Here is an 18,300-nt window from a genome sequence, read left to right as displayed (position 1 = left end):
CAGACTGCTCAGCGAGAACGCAAAGCTGGCGAGATAAAAGGGCAGCCATGCATGCTATCCGATTCCAGGCCTTTGGCGACCCCTCGGTTCTTGATTTGGCGGAGATGGCCGAACCGGACATCGATGAGAGCACCGCATTGGTCCGGATTTTAGCGGCTTCGATCAATCCGAATGACGTGAAAAATGTCGCGGGGGCTATGAAGCAGACGACGCTGCCGCGCATTCCGGGACGGGATTTTGCTGGTGTGGTCGAACGAGGTCCGGTCGAATGGATCGGAGCCAAGGTTTGGGGCGCTGGCGGTGATGTGGGCTTTTACGCGCGATGGGACGCACGCGGAGATGATTGCGGCGCCGGTGGGGAGCTTGCGCCGAATGCCCGACGCGCTCAGCTTTGATCAGGCGGCATCGGTGGGCGTCAATTTCCTTGCCGCCTGGTGCGGTCTCGTCGAAGCGGCGGACCTAAAGGAGGGGGAAATCGCGCTGCTGATCGGTGCCGGGGGCGGTGTCGGAAGTGCAGCAGCCCAAATCGCCCGGCGAATTGGCGCGCGCGCGATTGGCGCCGATAAGCGCACGCCGCATCCGGACGCGCCGATCCATACCATCGCGGAGAAGCTGATCATCGATGTGGCTGACTTGGCGGCCGAGGTTCGCGTAGCCATCGACGGCAAGGGCGCCGATGTCGTGTTCGATCTCGTTGGCGGCATCATGTTCCGTAGCGCCGTCAACAGCCTCGCTCACCTGGGCAGGCTGATCGAAATTGCTTCGACTGGCCAGCGGGAGGTGAGCTTCGATCTGCTCGATTTCTATCACAACGAAAGCCGGCTCTTGGGTGTTGACACGCTAAAGGTAGACCTTACGGGATCGATGTCCGCACGGCATGTGCACCACCCATGCGGACGTCATCAATCCCGATCTGTTGGCCTTCATCACGGCCTGATCTTGAAGGCGCCGGTTCCGGGACCGGCGCCAAAGGGGGCTGACAGGAGGCCGTTGTGACGGAGCTTTCGGGCTATGTATTCTCGGCGTTGCGGGGAGGCGAGTTCACACTCTCCCGCGGCTGCGGCGACGGCTTGGACCCGATCCTGCTGGTCGCGCCCATCGGGGAATACTCCGCGCGTGAGTCTCTCAAGCAGCTCGAACATGAACATGAGCTCAAGGGCGAGCTAGATGCCGACTGGGCTGTCCGGCCGCTAGACTTGTCCCGTCACGACGGCCGCATAGCGTTGGTGCTCGCGGACCCCGGCGGCCAGCCCCTCGATCAACTGCTCGGCCAGCCGATGGATCTGCTGCAGTTCGTGCGCATCGCGATCCCGCTCGCGGCTGCAGTCGGCCAGGTGCATTTACGCGGGCTGATCCACAAGAACCTCAAGCCGGCCAACATCCTGGTGGACGTCGCAAGTGGCGGCGTCTGGCTCACTGGCTTCGGCATCGCCTCACGTCAGCCGCGCGAGCATCAGCCACCCACGCCTCCCGAGGTGATCGCCGGCACGCTCGCCTACATGGCGCCGGAACAGACCGGCCGGATGAACCGCTCGGTGGACTCCCGCAGCGATCTCTATGCCCTGGGTGTAACCTTCTACGAAATGTTGACCGGGCAGCTCCCCTTCACCGCCGCTGACCCAATCGAGTTGATCCACTGTCACATCGCGCGAGAGCCCGTCCCGCCAAGCGAGCTTGCAAGCGCGATGCCGGCTCCACTCTCGATGATCGTCATGAAGCTTCTCGCAAAGACAGCCGAGGAGCGCTACCAGACCGCAGCAGGCGTCGAGGCGGATCTCCGCAAGTGCCTGACTGCCTGGGAGTCGTTCGGACGGATCGACCCGTTTCCGCTTGGTCTGCAAGACGCGTCGGGCCGGCTGATGATCCCGGAGAAACTCTACGGACGCGAGGGCGAGATCGCCACCCTGCTCGCTGCCTTCGACCGCGTCGTGAAGCATGGCGGTTCGGAGCTCGTTCTGGTCTCCGGCTACTCTGGCATCGGCAAGTCGTCGGTCGTCAACGAGTTGCACAAGGTCATCGTACTGCCTTGCGGCATCTTCATTTCCGGAAAATTCGATCAGCGCCTACGCGATACCCCCCATGCGACCCTGGCTCAGGCGTTTCAGGGACTGATTCAACAGCTGTTGAACGGCCACGCGGACGACATCGCCCGCTGGCGAGACGCGATCAGGGAGGCTGTCGGGAACCAGGGCCGTCTGCTGACCGACCTCATTCCCAACCTCGTTCGACTAATCGGCCCACAGCCGACCGTGGCAGTCCTCTCGCCAGTCGACGCCCAACTGCGGTTTCAGACCGTATTTCAGCGGTTCGTCGGCGTATGCGCGAGGGCGGAACATCCGCTCGTCATTTTCGTCGATGACCTGCAATGGCTCGATCCGGCGACGCTGACACTCATCGAATATCTCCTCCTCCATCCCGACACGCGGCACCTGTTGGTAATCGGCGCGTATCGCGACAATGAGATCGACTCGGCACATCCGTTGATGCTCAAGCTGGGGGACCTGCGCCAAGCCGGTGCGAGAGTCGACCAGATCATCCTCGGCCCGCTCTCAGTCGACGACATTAACCAATTGCTGTGCGACACCATGCGGCGTGCTTCCGACGAGATGCGCCCGTTCGCTGAGCTGGTGCACAAGAGAAGCGGCGGCAATCCCTTTTTCGCCGGGCAGTTCCTCACCAGCCTAGCCGAAGAACGGCTCGTCAAGTTCGATACGCACTCGCGGTCGTGGACGTGGGGTTTGGACGCTATCGTCGACAAGGGGTTCAGCGACAATCCGGCGGACCTGGTGATCGGGAGGTTGCGCCGTCTTGCTCCGGAGGCACAAGAAGCGTTGAAAGTGCTCGCCTGCCTGGGTAATCACGCTGACTTCGCGACCTTGTCAAAGCTATGCAGCGAATCTGACGAAGCGATGCATGCAAGTTTTCGTGAGGCGATCCACGCCGGAGCCGCCATCCCCCGCGAGGGAAGCTACTGGTTCTTTCATGATCGAGTTCAGGAAGCCGCCTATGCGCTCATTCCGCCGGAAGGTCGCGCCGAACTCCATCTGCGGATCGCACGCCTCCTTATCGCGGAGACCCTGCAGGAGAGGATCGCGGAGAAGATCTACGACCTCGTCAACCAGCTGAACCTGGGCTCAGCGCTCATTTCCGAGTGGCCCGAGAAGGTGCGCGCGGCCGAACTCAATTTTGTTGCAGGGCGCAAGGCGAAAGCTTCGACCGCTTATGCTGCGGCCTCCACCTACCTCGCAGCCGGCATCGCCGTTCTGTCGGACGACGGGTGGCAAAGATCCTATGACTTGACGTTGAACCTGTTCCTGGAACGGGCGGAATGCGAGATCCTTAGCTCGAACCTGGAGGAGGCAGCGGGACTCGTGGAGGAGCTACTCATAAAGGCGCGATCTAAGATCGATCATGCTGAGGTTTGTCGTTTGCGCATGCTTCTTCAATTGAGGCAAGGCAACTACGCTCCGGCGATCCGCACGGCACTCGAATGCCTGCGAATGTTCGGCGTCGACATACCGGACTCTCCTACACCGGAACAAATGCGAGAAGTATACGAGGAGATGTGCCGGACCCTCGGGGAGCGTCCGATCGAGAGCATGGTCGATCTGCCGATGATGGACGACCCGGAGATGCGGGCGGTCATGAAGCTCTTCAGTGGCTTGGGCAATTTAGCCTATCACGTTGACCTTGACCTGTACCAGATGATTTCCTGCTGGATGGTCAAGCTGACCTGTCGCTACGGCACAAGCGAGTATGCCGCGATCGGCTATGGTGCGGTCGCCATAGTCCTTGGTCCGACGTTCCATCGCTTCGCAGACGGGGAGTCATTTGCACGGTTGGCGGTCGCGGTTGCCGAACGATACGAGTTCACCGCGCAAAAGGCGGGCGCACACTTCCTCATGCAAATGGCGGTCCTCTGGACTCGTCCAATCGAAGACGCTCTGACCTGCCTTGAGGCGGCGATCCGATCCGTCGGGGAAACCGGCGAGATGGTTTACGCCTGCTTCAACCGTCAACATCGCCTCACCGATCTGATGGCGCGCGGCGATCCTCTCGACCAAGTGTGGCTCGAGTCGGCAGGCGCGCTGGATTTCGTCCGCAAATACAAGTTCGGCCAGCTGGTCATTTTGAGCATCCAGGGTTTCGTGCAAAGCCTTCGCGGCGGAGTGGGGAGCGGTGCGCCCCTCGACGAGGCGGCGCTCGAAGCGCGGGTGGTCCGGGGCGGCGTTCCTCTCGTTGCCTGCTTTCACTGGATCCTGCAATTGCAGCGGCAGTTCTTGCTGGGCAACGCGGAGAGAGCCCTGGAGTTTGCCGCCAAGGCGGAGCCGATTCTCTGGTCGGCGCGTCTCAATCTTCAGTCGATGGATTACTGCTTCTATCATTCTCTCGCTATGGCCGCGGTCTTTGAAGCGGCCTCGCCCGAGAGACGGGCAGAGCTTCGCAAGGATCTCATCGAACACCTGGCATCGTTTCAGCGATGGGCGGAGAGCTCCCCGGCGACGTTCGCGCATAAACACGTCCTGATATCGGCGGAATGGGCACGCCTGGAAGGGCGAGACATCGAGGCCATGCGGCTGTACGAGCAGGCAGTCCGCTCGGCTGCGGAGCGCGGCTTTCTCCAGGATCAGGCGCTCGCCAGCGAATTGGCAGCTCGTTTCTACCGCGTGCGCGGTCTCGAAAAAGTGGCAGATACCTATTTGGACGAGGCCCGCGACTGCTACGCCCGCTGGGGAGCCCTGGCTAAGGTCACACAGCTCGACCAGAGCCACCCCCGAGTCCGACTACAAACCCCATTGGCGCCGAGGCCGACCATCGAGACGCCTGTCGAGCAGTTCGATCTCGCCACGGTCATCAAGATGTCGCAGGCCGTGGCCGGCGAGATCGTCCTCGAGAAGCTGATCGAGAGGCTGATGGTTATTGCCGTCGAGCATGCGGGGGCCGACCGCAGCCTGCTGATTCTTCCGCACGGCGACCAATACCACATCGAGGCGGAAGCGAGGAGCGGTCGCGATGGCATCAGGGTCCGTCTTCTCGGAACGCCGGTGACGCCATCGGAATTGCCCGTCCTGATCCTTGAGCAAGTCATCCGCACTCAGGGCCAAGTGATCATGGATGACGCCTGCGGGGCGAACGCGTTTGCCGAAGATGAATACATAGGTCGCAAACTGGCACGGTCGCTTCTTTGCCTGCCATTGCTGAAACAGGCCGAGTTGATTGGCGTGCTGTATCTCGAAAATTGCCTGGCGTCGCATGTGTTCACGCCGGCGCGGATCGCGGTGCTGAAGCTGCTCGCCTCACAGGCGGCAATCGCACTGGAGAACGCCCGATTGTACAGTGATGTCGCAGAACGCGAGGCGAAAATCCGGCGCTTGGTCGACGCTAACATTATCGGGATTTTCATCTCGAGTCGGAAGGGTGAAATCATCGAAGCTAACGACGCGTTCCTCAAGATGGTGGGATACGACCGAGAGGATCTCGCCGCGGGCAACATGCGCTGGACCGATTTGACGCCGCCGGAATGGCGCAACAGAACCGCCAGCGCACTGGAGAGAATGGACACGACCGGGGCGGTCCAACCCTATGAAAGCGAGTACGTGCGCGAGGACGGCAGCCGGGTGCCCGTGCTAATCGGCTCGGCCGCGTTCGACGAACAACGAGATCAGGGTGTGGCGTTCGTGCTCGATCTGACCGAGCGTAAGCGCGCCGAACAGGCCTTCCGCGAGGTGCAAATGGAGCTCGCGCACGCCAACCGCGTCGCCACCATGGGTCAGCTCTCGGCCTCCATCACCCATGAGGTCAAACAACCGATCGCCGCAGCACGCAACAACGCGTGTGCTGCCCTGATTTTTATGGACAAAAATCCGCCAGATCTGGGCGAAGTCAGGGAAGCGCTCGGCTGCGTTGTAGGCGATGCCGATCGAGCGGCAGACATCATCGACCGGATGCGAGATCACATCAAGAAGGTGCCGCCCCGGAAAGAGTGCTGGGACATCAACGCGGGTATCCGCGAAGTGATTGAGCTCACCCGCGGCGAATCGGTCAAGAACGGCATCTCAATGCAGGCAGACCTGGCGGACGGTTTGCCGCTCATTGAGGGCGACCGGGTACAGCTGCAACAAGTGATCCTCAATTTGATCGTGAATGCCGTCGAGGCTATGAGCGGTGCCAGCGACGAGACGCGAGAGTTGCTGGTCAGCAGCCGGAAGGCTGACCCGGGCGGCGTGCTCGTGGGGGTGCGAGACTCGGGTCCGGGACTGGCGCCGGAGACTCTCGAGCACGTTTTCGAGGCCTTCTACACAACGAAGCCTGGTGGTTTGGGGATGGGGCTGTCGATCTGCCGCTCGATCATTGACGCGCACGGCGGGAAATTGTGGGCCTCGCGCAATGCCGGGCCTGGCGCGACGTTTCACGTCGCCTTGCCGTCGCATCCAGAGGTCCGGTCGTGACCCGGCCGACGCAGAAAGGCGTGGCCGTCAGGTGTCCAGGCGCATCGCCAACACAACAACGTGCCTGCCGCTACCGGCCGCCTCGAAGAGATGGTGCGGAGCATTGTTGAAACTCGCCGGCGTGTCGGCGTCGACCTAACGAACATGGTCATGGTAGCTATGATCGGAGCACACGCGCTCCGGATCGTCGACGATGTATTCCTCGCCGATTCCTGTGTCCAGCCGGGCAAGCATGGTTTCAGGACCCATGTCAGGCTGATTGATCAGTCAGACCGTCCCGTCTGCCTCGATCCCGGTGGATAAGGGCGCGCCCGGAATTGTTGCAGGTGCCGCCCAGGACCGACGCGCCGATGCATGGGATGCCCGGCCGTGGTCTGGCACGGAAACCGCTCATAGGCCTTGGACCGTTTCGGGCTGATGCGGTCGATGTCTTCCGGAATCACGATCCGATCCGGGAATGCAGTCCCCGGCCGACTTGCGCGACGACGTCTTCCAGTTCGAACAGGCGTGATCCCAGGCGGGCAGATCACCTGCTCGCCATTCCGGATCAACTGGATGCCCTGAAGCCGCCGTGCTGACGATCACGATCTCGCGATCAAAGACGTCGCCGTCCGGCGTCGATCCGCCGGTCAGCCCGTATTGGCCGCCTGCATGATGAAGATCAAAAGATGGGGGGTGGCCGCAACGCTCGATCGGCACTGCGCGAAGATTGTCAGCCATCTCGGCCCACACTTTGGGCACGTCGAACATCTTCCCTGCCGCGCCGAAATTCGCACCCCAGCGTCGGGCATGCGATTTAATGTCTGCGTCTTCCTCGTCCTGTGCGAGGTCCTGGGCATTGGCCCGGTAGTCGCCCATGGCGCCGCGCACGGCGCCAGGCGCGCGATAGGCGCACATAGGTGTCGAAGGCGTCGCCCGAGATCGCCGCCGGATCATAGGCCCAGTCCGAGAAGAACCAGCGCAGCCACTGCTCTTCCTTGCCAGCGATCAGCGTCTCGGGAAGATCGGGCACGAGGTGGAAGAGGAAAAACCAATGGGCCTTGGCGATCTCGGCATTGATTTCGCGCGCGACAATGCGCGTGGGCACGTTGTCCATGACCACCAGCCGGTCGACCCGCTCGGGATAGTCCTTGGCGAAACGGGTCGCTACGCGCGCGCCGCGATCATGGCCGACGAGCGCGATCTTGCCCAGGCCGAGCCCGTCGAGCGGCGCGACGAGGTCCCTTGCCATGGTGCGCTTGTCATATCCGCCCGCAGGCTTGTCGGTCTCGCCATAGCCGCGAAGATCAGGGGCGATGATGCGATACAATTCGCCGAGCACCGGGATCTGATTGCGCCAGGCGTAGTTGATTTCAGGAAAGCCATGCAGGAGCACAACCGGCGCGCTGGCACCGGCGTCGATGAAGTTCTGGCGAATCCCATTTGCGCGGAGCGGCGTGTGACTGGCGATTGCAATCATATTCGATCCATGTCCTCCGCTGGGAGGTTGGTCCGGCCATTGCGGGAGTTTTTCTCACACGGACGCGGATATCGATTGGCTGAAACTGCTACCTTTTGTCCGATCTTGATTGAATCCCGAGCGGCTTGGGACGGAAGGCCGGCGATTGCATCTGCGTGAGCCCGTCGGGCGGTGAGCATGGCGATGATCCGAGTCGCGAGGGATATCCAAGAAATGGTCCAATCCGCCAATACCCGGGCGGGCGTCTCGCTTACCCGTTAGCGATCACTGCGCTTTGCCACTCTATCGCGCGCTCCTCGCGCACGCCCAATGATCGAAGGGATCCCATGAAAATTCTGGACGAGATTCTCTCCCAATCGGCGTATTCCGCCGAAATCGACGTGCCGATCGAACAGATCGACATCGCCGAATGGCTCTTCACGCTTTCGGAGGCCGAGTATCAGCGCTGTTGCGTGCCTGACCATATCGGCGCGGGCACCACGACGACGGACGACGGTCGTTGCATGTCGATCAATGTGGAGATGATCGGCACAGGGCTCGTCGTGCAGCATTATGTGGCCGACGAGGCCAACAAGTCATATTGCCGGATGAACTCGATCTCGGATGTGTTCTCAGCCAATGGCCGGACCCAGATAAACGTGGTCTGGGAGTTGATCGCCGAGCCCACGAGCGATGGCCGAACACTGTACACCAATCGCGTGACCTCGCACCCGACCGATGCGTTCATCGATTTCTTGAAAGAGCATGGCCTGACGCTCAAAGGTGCCGCGCAGGCGCGGCAGGAAGCAAGCAGCGACCATAATCGTCGCGAGACGCCGCTTTTCGCGGCCAGCATCGGGCGCCGGGCGCAGGCGAGGATGCGCGGCGGGCTTGACCGGGTGTGACCGGACGGGACCGGATTAGCGTCGGCGAAGCGCTCTCAGGGGCAGAGGGCACGGGCCACTCCCCCTTTGAGAGGACGAAGATACTATGAAACTGGCTCGCCTTAGCTTAGCGGGAGCGGGGCGTCCGCGATCATAGACGCGACGGATTGGCGACCAGATCCGGGCTCTCTATGATCAGCGTTTCTGCCACATATGGTATTTCTATCTGTCGGCCTCGGAGGTCGCGTTCCGCCGGGGCGGTCACATGGTGTTCCAGGTCCAGGTGGCCAAATCGGTCGACGCGGTGCCACTGACGCGAGACTATATCGGCGATGCCGAATGCCGGCTGCCGCTCGACCTGCCGCCGCGCCGAAGGCAGGAAGCGGCGGAATGACGCGTCTGTCGACTTCCGTCCAGCATCAAGAGTATCGAACGCCCAATTAGATGATCTCTGGCTCAAATATTATTTATATTCGCACTCAAATAATATTGCCGTGGATGCGGCATTTTGCTAAGGTGTTGGCAAGCTTGGCGGCCGACCAGCCTCCTCCGCGGCCTTTAGGGGCGGCAACGGCAGCGGAGAGCTACCATCGGTGGGAGGTCGTACTCGCATGGGCTGCGCTCTCCTCTCCGCCTTCTGGCAAGGGATACTGTCGAGGGTTGGATATGGACAGGCCATACAGCGAGGCCGCAGACGTCTCGGCTCGAATCGATCTCGAGTTTGGTTCCCTGGCAAACAGCCTCGTGTTGCTCCTTGAAGCAGCCAGAAGCGAGCTCGAGCATGACCGGGAGGCAGCAAAGACATCGCTGGCCGTCGCGTCATCCATGCTCCAGTTGGAGATCGAGCGCCGTTCGGGCGCCACGGGCTCCAGAACGGGTGGATTAGCGGGTTGGCAGATAGCGCGTGTCCGCTGCTTCATCGACCGGAACCTGCACCGAACGATCCACGCGAGTGACCTGAGTGCCGTTGCGCGGCTGAGCACGGCGCACTTCTCACGCTCGTTCAAACAAGCGTTCGGAGAACCGCCGCACGCCTACATCGTGAGGCGACGGCTCGAGGAAGCCTGTCACCTGATGTTGACCAGCTCGTCTGCGCTGAGCGAAATCGCTCTCACCGTCGGGTTCTCCGACCAGGCACATTTGTCCAAGCTCTTCAGGGATGCCTTTGGCCAAAGCCCGGGCAACTGGCGGCGTGAGCGCGATTCCATGTGCCGCCGCTGACCGGCGCAGGAGAAACACAATCATGACGTGATGCGCTTGCTGCGTTGCTTCTGCGGAGCGAGTCGCCCGCGTGGTTTCCCGTCGCTTTCGTGAAGCATCAGGACTGTCAGGCAATTAGTTGACGCATGCTCAAATATTAGTTATATACCGACTCAAATAGACTGCCTCGAGTGACGCATGTCGCCAACGCGTTGGCAAGCTTGACAGAGGCGCAGTCTCCTTTCGGGTGGCCAGCCCTCCGTGAGCTGCCATCAGTTGGAGCGCGCACTCGAATGGCGTCTTCTCCGACGCTTAGGAGTGACGACTTAGGCTCCGTCCGGACTGAACTGGAGAGATGAATGCTTTTGATGTTCGATCAACACCACCCTCGGCCGAGGGTGGAAAAGTTGGAGCTACGAGGCCTGCCGCTCGGGCGTCGTTGGACAAGCCCGCCTTGGCAGCGGCAAAGCCTGGATGCTAGCCATGGCTAATGTCGTACCCGCCATCGCCCAGCCAGCGCAGGGAGCAAGCCCGGATTTCGGCCTGACGTTCGTCCTGCCTCTCGCTCTGGGTTCCACGCTGAACCCGATCAATTCAACGATGATCTCGACGGCTCTTGCGCCGATTGCGGCTGACTTCGATGCAAGCGTGGCCCAGACAGGATGGCTGATCGCAGGTCTGTACCTCACCAGCGCCGTCGCCCAACCAACCATGGGCCGGCTCGCCGATCTCTTCGGTCCTCGCCGCATCTACCTGATTTCGCTCATGCTCGTCGCTCTTGCCGGCATCGGTGGTGCGATCGCGCCTTCGCTTTGGGCGCTGGTTGCGGTGCGTGTACTGCTCGGGATCGGCACATCTGGTGCCTATCCCTCGGCCATGCGGATATTTCGTTCCCGAGCCGACAAGCTCGGCAAAGCGCCGCCGCGGACGGCTATGGGCATTCTGTCGCTGGCCGCCATCTCGACGCAGGCCTTTGGCCCGATCCTTGGCGGCTTTATCACCGGCGCGTTTGGGTGGCACGCTATCTTCACCGTCAATGTGCCTCTGGCCCTTCTCACCGCTATCCTGGTGCTGCTTTGGGTGCCGAGAGATCCCCCGCGAGTCGCCGGGCTGTCAGACCTCGCAAGGGAGATCGACATGGCCGGCGTCACGCTGTTTGCGGCGGCGCTCCTGTCGCTGATGGTCTTTCTGATGAACCTCGATCAACCAATGTGGTGGGTCCTGCCGATATCGGCTCTGTTCTGGACGTTGTTCTGGTTTCATTCGCTGCGACGCGAGCAGCCCTTCATCGATGTGCGGATGTTCACAACCAATATCCCACTCACGGTCACTTTTCTGCGCGTCACCCTGATCCTGCTGATCCCCTACTGCATTATGTACGGTTTCGCGCAATGGCTCGAGAGCAGCGCCCACTATTCCCCGGCCGCCGCGGGCCTGGTGACGTTGCCGATGTCGGTCATGGCCGCGGCATGTTCGCTGCTCGGCGCTCGCACGAAAGGCCTGCGCGCTCCGTTCATCATCGGCGCGGGAGGAGGATTGGTCGGCTGCGTAAGCCTGTTGTTCCTGCACAGCGACACGCCCGTTTGGCTGCTCGCGGCCGCGGTCATGTTCATCGGCATGCCGCTGGGGATGACCGCCAGCCCCACCCAGACCGCGATCTTCCTCCAAGCTCCGGCCTCGGAGATGGGCGTGGCCGCCGGTCTGCAGCGAACCTTCACCTATTTCGGTGCGATCGGCGCGGCGAGCCTGCTCGGTGTAATGTTCGGCTCGCATCCAACGGATCACGGCTTCCACACCCTGGCTATGGTCATGACCGCAATGTCCGCGATCCTCCTCGTTTTCGTCGTGTTCGACCGAACCTTGCCGCGCGGCGCGGTCGGATAGTCCCTCCACCCTCATCCTGTAAAGCCTTCATAAGGAGACTCCATGCCACTCTCACAACTGGACCAGAAACCGGCCTTGATCGTCATCGATCTGCAGAAGGGCATCGTCGGCCTGCCGACGGCGCATCCCGCCCAAGAGATCACCGGCCGCTCCGCGGCACTCGCACGAGCCTTCCGACATCGCGGCTTTCCAGTGGTGCTGGTCAATGTCGCCGGAGGTGCGCCGGGCCGCACCGACTTGAGGCACGACTTCGACCCGCCAGCGGATTGGGTGGACCTCATTCCCGAACTGGAGCAACGGCCCAACGATCACATCGTTACCAAGCTTCGTTGGGGGGCTTTCCATGAGACCGGCCTCGATGAGCACCTGAAGGACCTTGGTGTCACCCAGGTGGTGCTGTGCGGAATCGCCACCAGCATCGGCGTCGAATCAACGGCGCGGCAAGCGCACGAACTGGGCTATAATGTCGTGTTGGTTGAGGACGCCATGACCGACCTTGATGCCGAAGAGCATGCCCACAGTGTGAAAAAGATTTTCCCCCGGCTCGGCGAAGTGAGCAGCACCGCCGAGGTTCTGAAAGCGGCGAAAGCTGCGTGAGTACGGCTCGGGGCGATCCTCACTCTCCCGGGTCCGTAGCTGGTATAGCGTCCACGTCTCGATCCGGCCGATCGTCAGCTCCCGGTTGCTGAACAGTAGGCTTAAACCGAGCTGTCAGTCGGCGTCTGCGATTGTTGCTATTTCGACTCATGCTCAAGTAAGATGAGGTGGAAAAAGCGGCTAGGCGTCGCGTGGATTTTGAGGAAAGCTATTGGGCAAGTTGATCGTCTCAAAGCTCGCGCCGTCTAGCCAGGCCGCGAGCGCATCCGGTGACAGGGTGGCGCTGGTCCCGCAGCGGAGCAACGGACGCGAACGGGTCGCGTTGATCCTGAAAGCCGCAGCCGACGTGATCCATGAACGCGGTTACGAGGCCACCACGATGAAGGAGATTGCCGAGCGATCAGACACGAAGATCGGCTCGCTTTACCGCTTCTTCCCGACGAAAGAGGTTGTGGCGGACGCCCTTCTTGAACTGTATGCGGGATCGTTGGAAGCGTTCTGGCAGGCCATCATCGCCAAGGCGCGGTCGACCACCACGGAGCACCTGGCGGACCTGTTGCTCGGCTTCTATGTCTCGACCCGAAAGAAGCACAAGGCCTTGCTGCCCTTGCTGGAAAGCAGGAGCGACGCCTCCACGGGCCGCGAGGCGTTCCGGGCCCGGAACCTCGACAGGATCGCGGAGGCGCTGAAGGCGCATGCCCCCCATCTGAGGCGGCCCGCCGTACGGACCATCGCGGTGATTATGCTCTACAATATGCGGACGATGATGGCCCTGACCTTCGACCCGGCCGCGCCGAATGCGCCTGGTGCGATTAATGAGCTCAGGTCTAGCGTGCGCGCCTACCTCGTCAATCGACTCAAGCCGGAAGGCTAAACGCCATTCTCGGAGCGCTCTTGAGCGGCTCGTTCCCAGCAACGTGCCATTCGCCAAGATGCTCGACGACCACATCACTGTGCCGTCCGTGCTCTCGGGGCGTCGAAAGCAGGCAAGGGAGATTGGGAACACCCGACGACCTACTCAATCGTGGGCATCGTAGCGGCCGGTTTCGCAACGGATTTGGCTACTTCGTCCTTGACGCATGCGTGTCCAAAGTCTGAAGGTCTACGAAATTCGCCGTACTGACCTCTCAAAATTTCTCAAAAAAGTACGGCGAATTTCCCACTAAGTCATTGAAAACGTTGGTGATACCGACAGGAATCGAACCTGTGACCTACAGATTAGGAATCAGAGGGGTGCTCAATTAGGATTTCTTACCCGGTTCGCAACCGAATACGAGAACATATGAAGGATATGGCTGGGCGAACCACCCACTACCTGATTGATTTTGTTGAAAGGACCACGTCCATCCGGGGACTACCATAAGGCTTATTTATCAATTGATTAGCTCGCATCTGTACGCGACTAGCAAGGCGCTCGATTCCACACCGTCGTGCCGGGCGAACCAATCGAGGCTGCTCATCAGGCCAGCCTCCATTTATCCCGCTCCGCTACTCGCACGGCGGCGCGAGGTCTTTTTTGAGATTATTGATGAAGGCACGGCCTTCCTTTTTCTAGTATCATTGGCGACCGACTTCTCGAAATCGCTACCGTAAGCGATTTTCGCTATCTCGGCGTTCAACCGCTCCAGCTTGAAGCCGCTACCGTAGCGCCCAGACATTCCCCGCTCCGCGTGCCCTTGCAAGGCGTTCATGACCGCCGTGTCGATCTCAGCATCCCGGCAGGCGTCTTCGAATGAGTGTCGGAAGCTATGGAAGCAATTCTTCCGCGTCTTCACGCCAGCCGAGCGGATCAGCCGGATAAAGAGTTTCGACGCCGGGGCGGAGCGGTTCTTCGCGCTACCAATCTCGATATCGGGAAATATGCGTTGTTCTGGATTTTTCACGCGTTCGACGAAGTCCAAGAAGCCGGCTCGCACCAACGCCGGATGAACCGGAATACGGCGATTTGAGCTTCGCGTCTTCACTCTGTTCTCGCCATCGCCTTTGATGTCAAAAAACGTCACATCACCGACCGTCTGGATATCGCCGCGACGGAGTTGCACGATCTCCATCAGCCGCGCGCCAGCGTAGAGCGCAACCAACGGAACCCAGTACTTCCCGGATAAGTCCAGAATTTGAGAACCCGGCTGTAGCCAATGGTGTTCAGATTTCGCGCCTGTGAATGGTGGCGCGCTGAATATCCGCTTCAATTCGTCCAGACTGAACGGGTCACGTTCCTCGCGAGCGACGGTGTCAACTTGTGGCTTCAATCCTTCAAACGGATTGGTCTGGACCTCATCGAAGTTCTTTTTCGCCCAGATGAAGAGCGATGATACCGCGTCCATTTTCAGGGCGACATTCTTTGCAGTCGGCTTCTGTGTGCCTTCGGCCTCTGCCTTATCAGCGATAGCAACCAAACCGAGACTCTTGAAGGCCATCTTCTTGTGCGCGTTCGGTGGAATGTTGAATAGGACATCCTTGAAGCGCTTCGCGTCGGCCTTGGCGTAGACCCCTACAGGGTGATCGCCGCATATTTCGATAAACGCCTTCACGGATGCTTCCCGTTCGTCGCGGGTCTTTTCGACCCATGAATTGGTGCGCGCCTTTTCGGCAATCCAGTCAGCCAAAACGAGCGACAGGCGGGGTCCCCCAGAGCCATGTTTGGCGCTGACCAGCACCTGTGCACCTGTTCCGCCGTCGCTGCGCTCTGCGGGCGTGCTAGGTGCTACGGCGGCACTCTCGATACCGGCATCTGGTTCGCCCGCGACGATGGCTTCCAAAGCGTCAATCTCGGCACGGGCAAGAAGCCGCGCGAGGACAAGCTTGCGGGCTGGATCAATGCCGTGTGAACGCTCTTCGGCAATCGCCGCCAGTTCATTCAGATTGCCCGTCGCCAGCATGCGGCGAAGCTCGGCAATGCGATCCTTGGCACGGGTGCCAACGATGTAACCCACGATCTTATCAAGTTCGCCGTCCTCCACCAGATGATCGAAGTACCGTGACTCCGGCAGCGCGACCAGTTCGCCTTTCCAAAGCCGTGACGGCTCCGCATAGGTGGCTTCGAAGAGTCCAGCGCGATCGGCAAATTCCTTGTCGCTGACGTCGCGAGCATGCCGCCGGGTTATCTCTGCGAAGCTGAGCGATGGCTGTGGAGTGGCGGGTTGGGTTTGTCGCGCGATCTTGGCTCTGTGATCATCAAACCGACGATTGATCGCGGACACCTCGTCATGGAGCCTTCGCCGCGCCTCCTTGAAATCCTTGGTGCGCAGTGACTTCGTTTCGAACCGCTTGCCATAGGTCTCAACGATGTTCGCAGGCACGCGAACATGCACATAGAACATTTCGTTCCGCTTAATCAGGCTACTTGGCATCTCCATGTCTTCCATACCTCTCTTGTATCACAGGCTGTATGACAGTCGAGAGGAAGGAAACTGTTGGAAACCAACGCTTTGAGAAGGATCAACCGTTTAGGGAGAAATGGTGCCCAGAGGCGGAATGGGCAGGTCGCTGAAAAAAGATAACAAAATCAATGGCAAAGGCCGACCGATTTGCACGCACTGTGTAACACCCGTGTGTAGCAAAGTCTACTATAAGCCAAGCACTCGAAATAATGCCGATGTGTATATGAGAGCACTCTGCTCGCATCTTGAAAGTTGCGTGATTTCGTCTTAATTACACGTCGCGGCAGATGCCGCCTCGCTCAACGAGCGTGAGCAGGGCTCCTAGCCCAGCTTTGAGACAGCGATCCATGTTCTGTAAATGCTCGGTCAGCAGGAACATGGTCAACGGCGCTCACACCGCCTCCGGATGACCGAACGGCCGTCTCGCCAAGTTCGAACTCAACTGAGGTCGGGCTGGCGGGCGTTTTTGTGTGATCCCTGTCGGTCCGGCTTCCAGCTGAAGGAGCTGCGTAGATGGAATCGATTGAACCGTGCCGCTTGTCCAATCCACGGGCCGTCCTTGGCCACAATCAGCCACCCGAAAGTCCGATTGCTAGGCAACTGAACGGCATCGAGAGAGCCGTCGTCACCTACGAGGATCTCCGCAACGATGGCCTTCGTATGTGTATCGTACAGGCCACAACTGTAGCCCGAGAAATTTTACAAGGCGGCCCGCGCGCGTGGACAGATTTTATCAACGAACCCAGGTGGGGGGACAAAGCGCCGCCACCGAATGGGTTCAAGAAGTACCTGTATCACGTTTTTCGCTGGATTTTTGGTTTGGAAGGCGCGGCGGCTAAGAACGCAAGCCTTTACGCGCGTGCGGTCCACGCGCTGCTCAAGGAAGGGGTCGAGCTCGACGAGCTTGAGGAACATCTGAAGCGAAGCACACTTAAGAAGCTCGCTGCGGCCGGCGCTTTGGCGAAGACAGGAAAAAGACAGAATCCCGACAGCCGCACGGGATCTCGCAAGCATAAAGAACGGCCCAACAAGGCTGGGGCCGAATTTACCGAAGATATCAAAACAGCAAATGAACCGGAGATCGTGCGCGGGACCGCGATGGTGAAGCGAACGCATTACAAAGGATCCGTTCATGTCGAGTTCGTGGGCAATACACAGCCCTTGCTCGGCTTGGAAACGAACAAAGATTTTGTCTTGCGAGGTCGGGTTGTCGCTCTGGGGAATTCGTTCAAGATTGTTATCCACGACGCCTTTCTTGATCCAAATGCCCGCGAATAGATATCTTGGGCGGGCATGCCCTTTCCACTAGAAAGCTGTCGGCGACAATCCATTTCGGACCGTCCGAAACCGCAGTGAAAACGTTTGCTGTAAGGCCGATGGGAGCGCCTGCCCTGTCGGCCATTCTATGGCAACTCCTGCGACGCGATTCCACGAACAGCACCTTGTCCCACGATAGATATTCTAATTTAGAGGATCGTAACTGATCGCCAAAGAGCGTCGGTAAAGGCCTATCGCCGCCTCGGCCCAATCCCAATTACCCAACATCGAGCAGCAATGCAGCGCGCGGGATCGCCACGCGAAGCCGACCTGTTCTTCAAGCCTCCAGATGTCGTGCTCACAGAGCAAGACATATGGCTGTGTTCGTCGGTGGGAGGCGATTGGGACTGGCTGAGGCGGCTACAACAACCACGATATTGGAGGCAACCACACACCCCTACTACCCACGGGAAAACACCCAACGATGGAAGACACCTCACCACACAACGCCAACCACGGGAGACCATGGATATGGAGCTAACACCGAAAATCATACGGGACCTGACGTTCGGTTACACCTCCATGGTTGAAGAGCGCAGGGTGTGCGGAGCGACAGCGACGCTGCTGACCTTCCAGTTCAACCACCTCAGCGGCTCAACATCGACCGTCAACAAGAAGATGCAGGAAACGGTGGAGAAGGTTTATTCGCAGATTTTGACACGCTGTTTTAAGAAGCCCAGGAATGTGCCGACGATCAAAATGCCGTTTTGGATTTGTACGCCCGACTATCCCATTTTTAAGCACCACAAAGACAACTTCCGCACCATCGTGAACAATGATGGGCGGCATATCCACGTTATCGCGGTAATGCCTCCCGACACACGCATGACGCAGACGCTCGACGACCATTTTCATCACGAGCAGTTTCGATATTCAGGATATCACCCTCGCCCACTTTGGTGCCTGGACTCGCAACCGATAACCCACGATCTTTCATTCGTCGTCGACTACGGTCGCAAGGGCATCAAGACCCCTCGTGTGGGGTTCGATGGGCAGTTCATTCTTCCGCGTACTCACTCGGAAATGGAGTCGGTCCAAGCCGACAAGGCCGACCGGGAATTCCTCAACGACCTCAACTTCAAGAAACAGATAGCCCGCCTGGATTGTTGGCACAATCCAGGCGGGCTTTCGTTACAATTTTGAGGCGGGTA

Annotated in this window: 14 protein-coding genes; 11 read left to right on the top strand and 3 right to left on the bottom strand. The window is 59.8% G+C overall.

Annotated features, from left to right (window positions below; genetic code table 11):
* Window positions 1-47 precede the first annotated feature (47 nt).
* From LHFGNBLO_RS03865 to LHFGNBLO_RS03855, 3 genes are read left to right on the top strand one after another with little or no spacing between them, the layout of a single operon-like run.
* Window positions 48-395 carry an alcohol dehydrogenase catalytic domain-containing protein gene (locus tag LHFGNBLO_RS03865; RefSeq protein ID WP_258604521.1) on the top strand — a complete coding sequence of 116 codons (348 nt, stop codon included), beginning with the start codon at window positions 48-50 and terminating at the stop codon, window positions 393-395.
* Complete coding sequence (locus tag LHFGNBLO_RS03860) at window positions 373-996, top strand: zinc-binding dehydrogenase (RefSeq protein WP_258604519.1); 624 nt, start codon at window positions 373-375, stop codon at window positions 994-996. Before LHFGNBLO_RS03865 ends, LHFGNBLO_RS03860 begins: the two co-directional genes overlap by 23 nt.
* Window positions 993-6,449: an AAA family ATPase gene (locus tag LHFGNBLO_RS03855; RefSeq protein WP_258604517.1), complete on the top strand. Its 5,457-nt coding sequence runs from the start codon at window positions 993-995 to the stop codon at window positions 6,447-6,449. The genes LHFGNBLO_RS03860 and LHFGNBLO_RS03855 overlap by 4 nt, the downstream gene beginning before the upstream one ends.
* A 390-nt stretch (window positions 6,450-6,839) precedes the next feature.
* Here LHFGNBLO_RS03855 and LHFGNBLO_RS03850 read toward each other — a convergent pair whose 3' ends face one another.
* Window positions 6,840-7,307 carry a hypothetical protein gene (locus LHFGNBLO_RS03850; protein ID WP_258604514.1) on the bottom strand — a complete coding sequence of 156 codons (468 nt, stop codon included), beginning with the start codon at window positions 7,305-7,307 and terminating at the stop codon, window positions 6,840-6,842.
* A complete protein-coding gene (locus LHFGNBLO_RS03845) occupies window positions 7,246-7,908 on the bottom strand; it encodes an alpha/beta fold hydrolase (RefSeq protein ID WP_258604512.1) in 663 nt (220 codons plus the stop codon). Before LHFGNBLO_RS03845 ends, LHFGNBLO_RS03850 begins: the two co-directional genes overlap by 62 nt.
* 326 nt (window positions 7,909-8,234) lie before the next feature.
* Between LHFGNBLO_RS03845 and LHFGNBLO_RS03840 the strand changes: the two genes are divergently transcribed.
* The 6 genes from LHFGNBLO_RS03840 (at window position 8,235) to LHFGNBLO_RS03815 (ending at window position 13,326) form a co-directional block, all read left to right on the top strand.
* A complete protein-coding gene (locus LHFGNBLO_RS03840) occupies window positions 8,235-8,792 on the top strand; it encodes a hypothetical protein (RefSeq protein WP_258604511.1) in 558 nt (185 codons plus the stop codon).
* 244 nt (window positions 8,793-9,036) lie between these two features.
* Window positions 9,037-9,165 carry a hypothetical protein gene (locus LHFGNBLO_RS03835; protein ID WP_258604509.1) on the top strand — a complete coding sequence of 43 codons (129 nt, stop codon included), beginning with the start codon at window positions 9,037-9,039 and terminating at the stop codon, window positions 9,163-9,165.
* A 272-nt stretch (window positions 9,166-9,437) separates the two neighbouring features.
* The gene (locus tag LHFGNBLO_RS03830; RefSeq protein ID WP_258604508.1) at window positions 9,438-9,992 is read left to right on the top strand and encodes a helix-turn-helix domain-containing protein; all 555 of its coding nucleotides are present in this window, start codon (window positions 9,438-9,440) and stop codon (window positions 9,990-9,992) included.
* A 453-nt stretch (window positions 9,993-10,445) separates the two neighbouring features.
* Window positions 10,446-11,855 (top strand): MFS transporter, encoded by a 1,410-nt coding sequence (locus tag LHFGNBLO_RS03825; RefSeq protein ID WP_319944207.1) that lies wholly within the window; start codon window positions 10,446-10,448, stop codon window positions 11,853-11,855.
* Between the two features lie 75 nt (window positions 11,856-11,930).
* On the top strand, window positions 11,931-12,452 hold the full coding sequence (locus LHFGNBLO_RS03820) for an isochorismatase family protein (RefSeq protein WP_319944206.1): 522 nt from the start codon (window positions 11,931-11,933) through the stop codon (window positions 12,450-12,452).
* 211 nt (window positions 12,453-12,663) lie between these two features.
* Entirely contained in the window at window positions 12,664-13,326 is a 663-nt protein-coding gene (locus LHFGNBLO_RS03815) for a TetR/AcrR family transcriptional regulator (RefSeq protein WP_258604502.1), read from the top strand.
* Window positions 13,327-13,927: 601 nt separating this feature from the next.
* Here the strand turns inward: LHFGNBLO_RS03815 and LHFGNBLO_RS03810 are convergent.
* Entirely contained in the window at window positions 13,928-15,817 is a 1,890-nt protein-coding gene (locus tag LHFGNBLO_RS03810) for a site-specific integrase (protein WP_258604500.1), read from the bottom strand.
* A gap of 528 nt (window positions 15,818-16,345) precedes the next feature.
* Here LHFGNBLO_RS03810 and LHFGNBLO_RS03805 point away from each other — a divergent pair.
* Both LHFGNBLO_RS03805 and LHFGNBLO_RS03800 read left to right on the top strand, forming a co-directional pair.
* Window positions 16,346-17,110 carry a hypothetical protein gene (locus tag LHFGNBLO_RS03805; protein WP_258604498.1) on the top strand — a complete coding sequence of 255 codons (765 nt, stop codon included), beginning with the start codon at window positions 16,346-16,348 and terminating at the stop codon, window positions 17,108-17,110.
* Window positions 17,111-17,614: 504 nt separating this feature from the next.
* Window positions 17,615-18,292, top strand: coding sequence for a hypothetical protein (locus tag LHFGNBLO_RS03800; protein WP_258604496.1), 678 nt, complete (start codon window positions 17,615-17,617; stop codon window positions 18,290-18,292).
* The last annotated feature ends 8 nt before the right edge of the window (window positions 18,293-18,300 follow it).

Source organism: Mesorhizobium sp. AR10, from assembly GCF_024746795.1.
Lineage (GTDB): Bacteria > Pseudomonadota > Alphaproteobacteria > Rhizobiales > Rhizobiaceae > Mesorhizobium.
The sequence above is the reverse complement of the archived record's forward strand: the minus strand, read 5'-3'. Positions and strand labels throughout refer to the sequence as shown.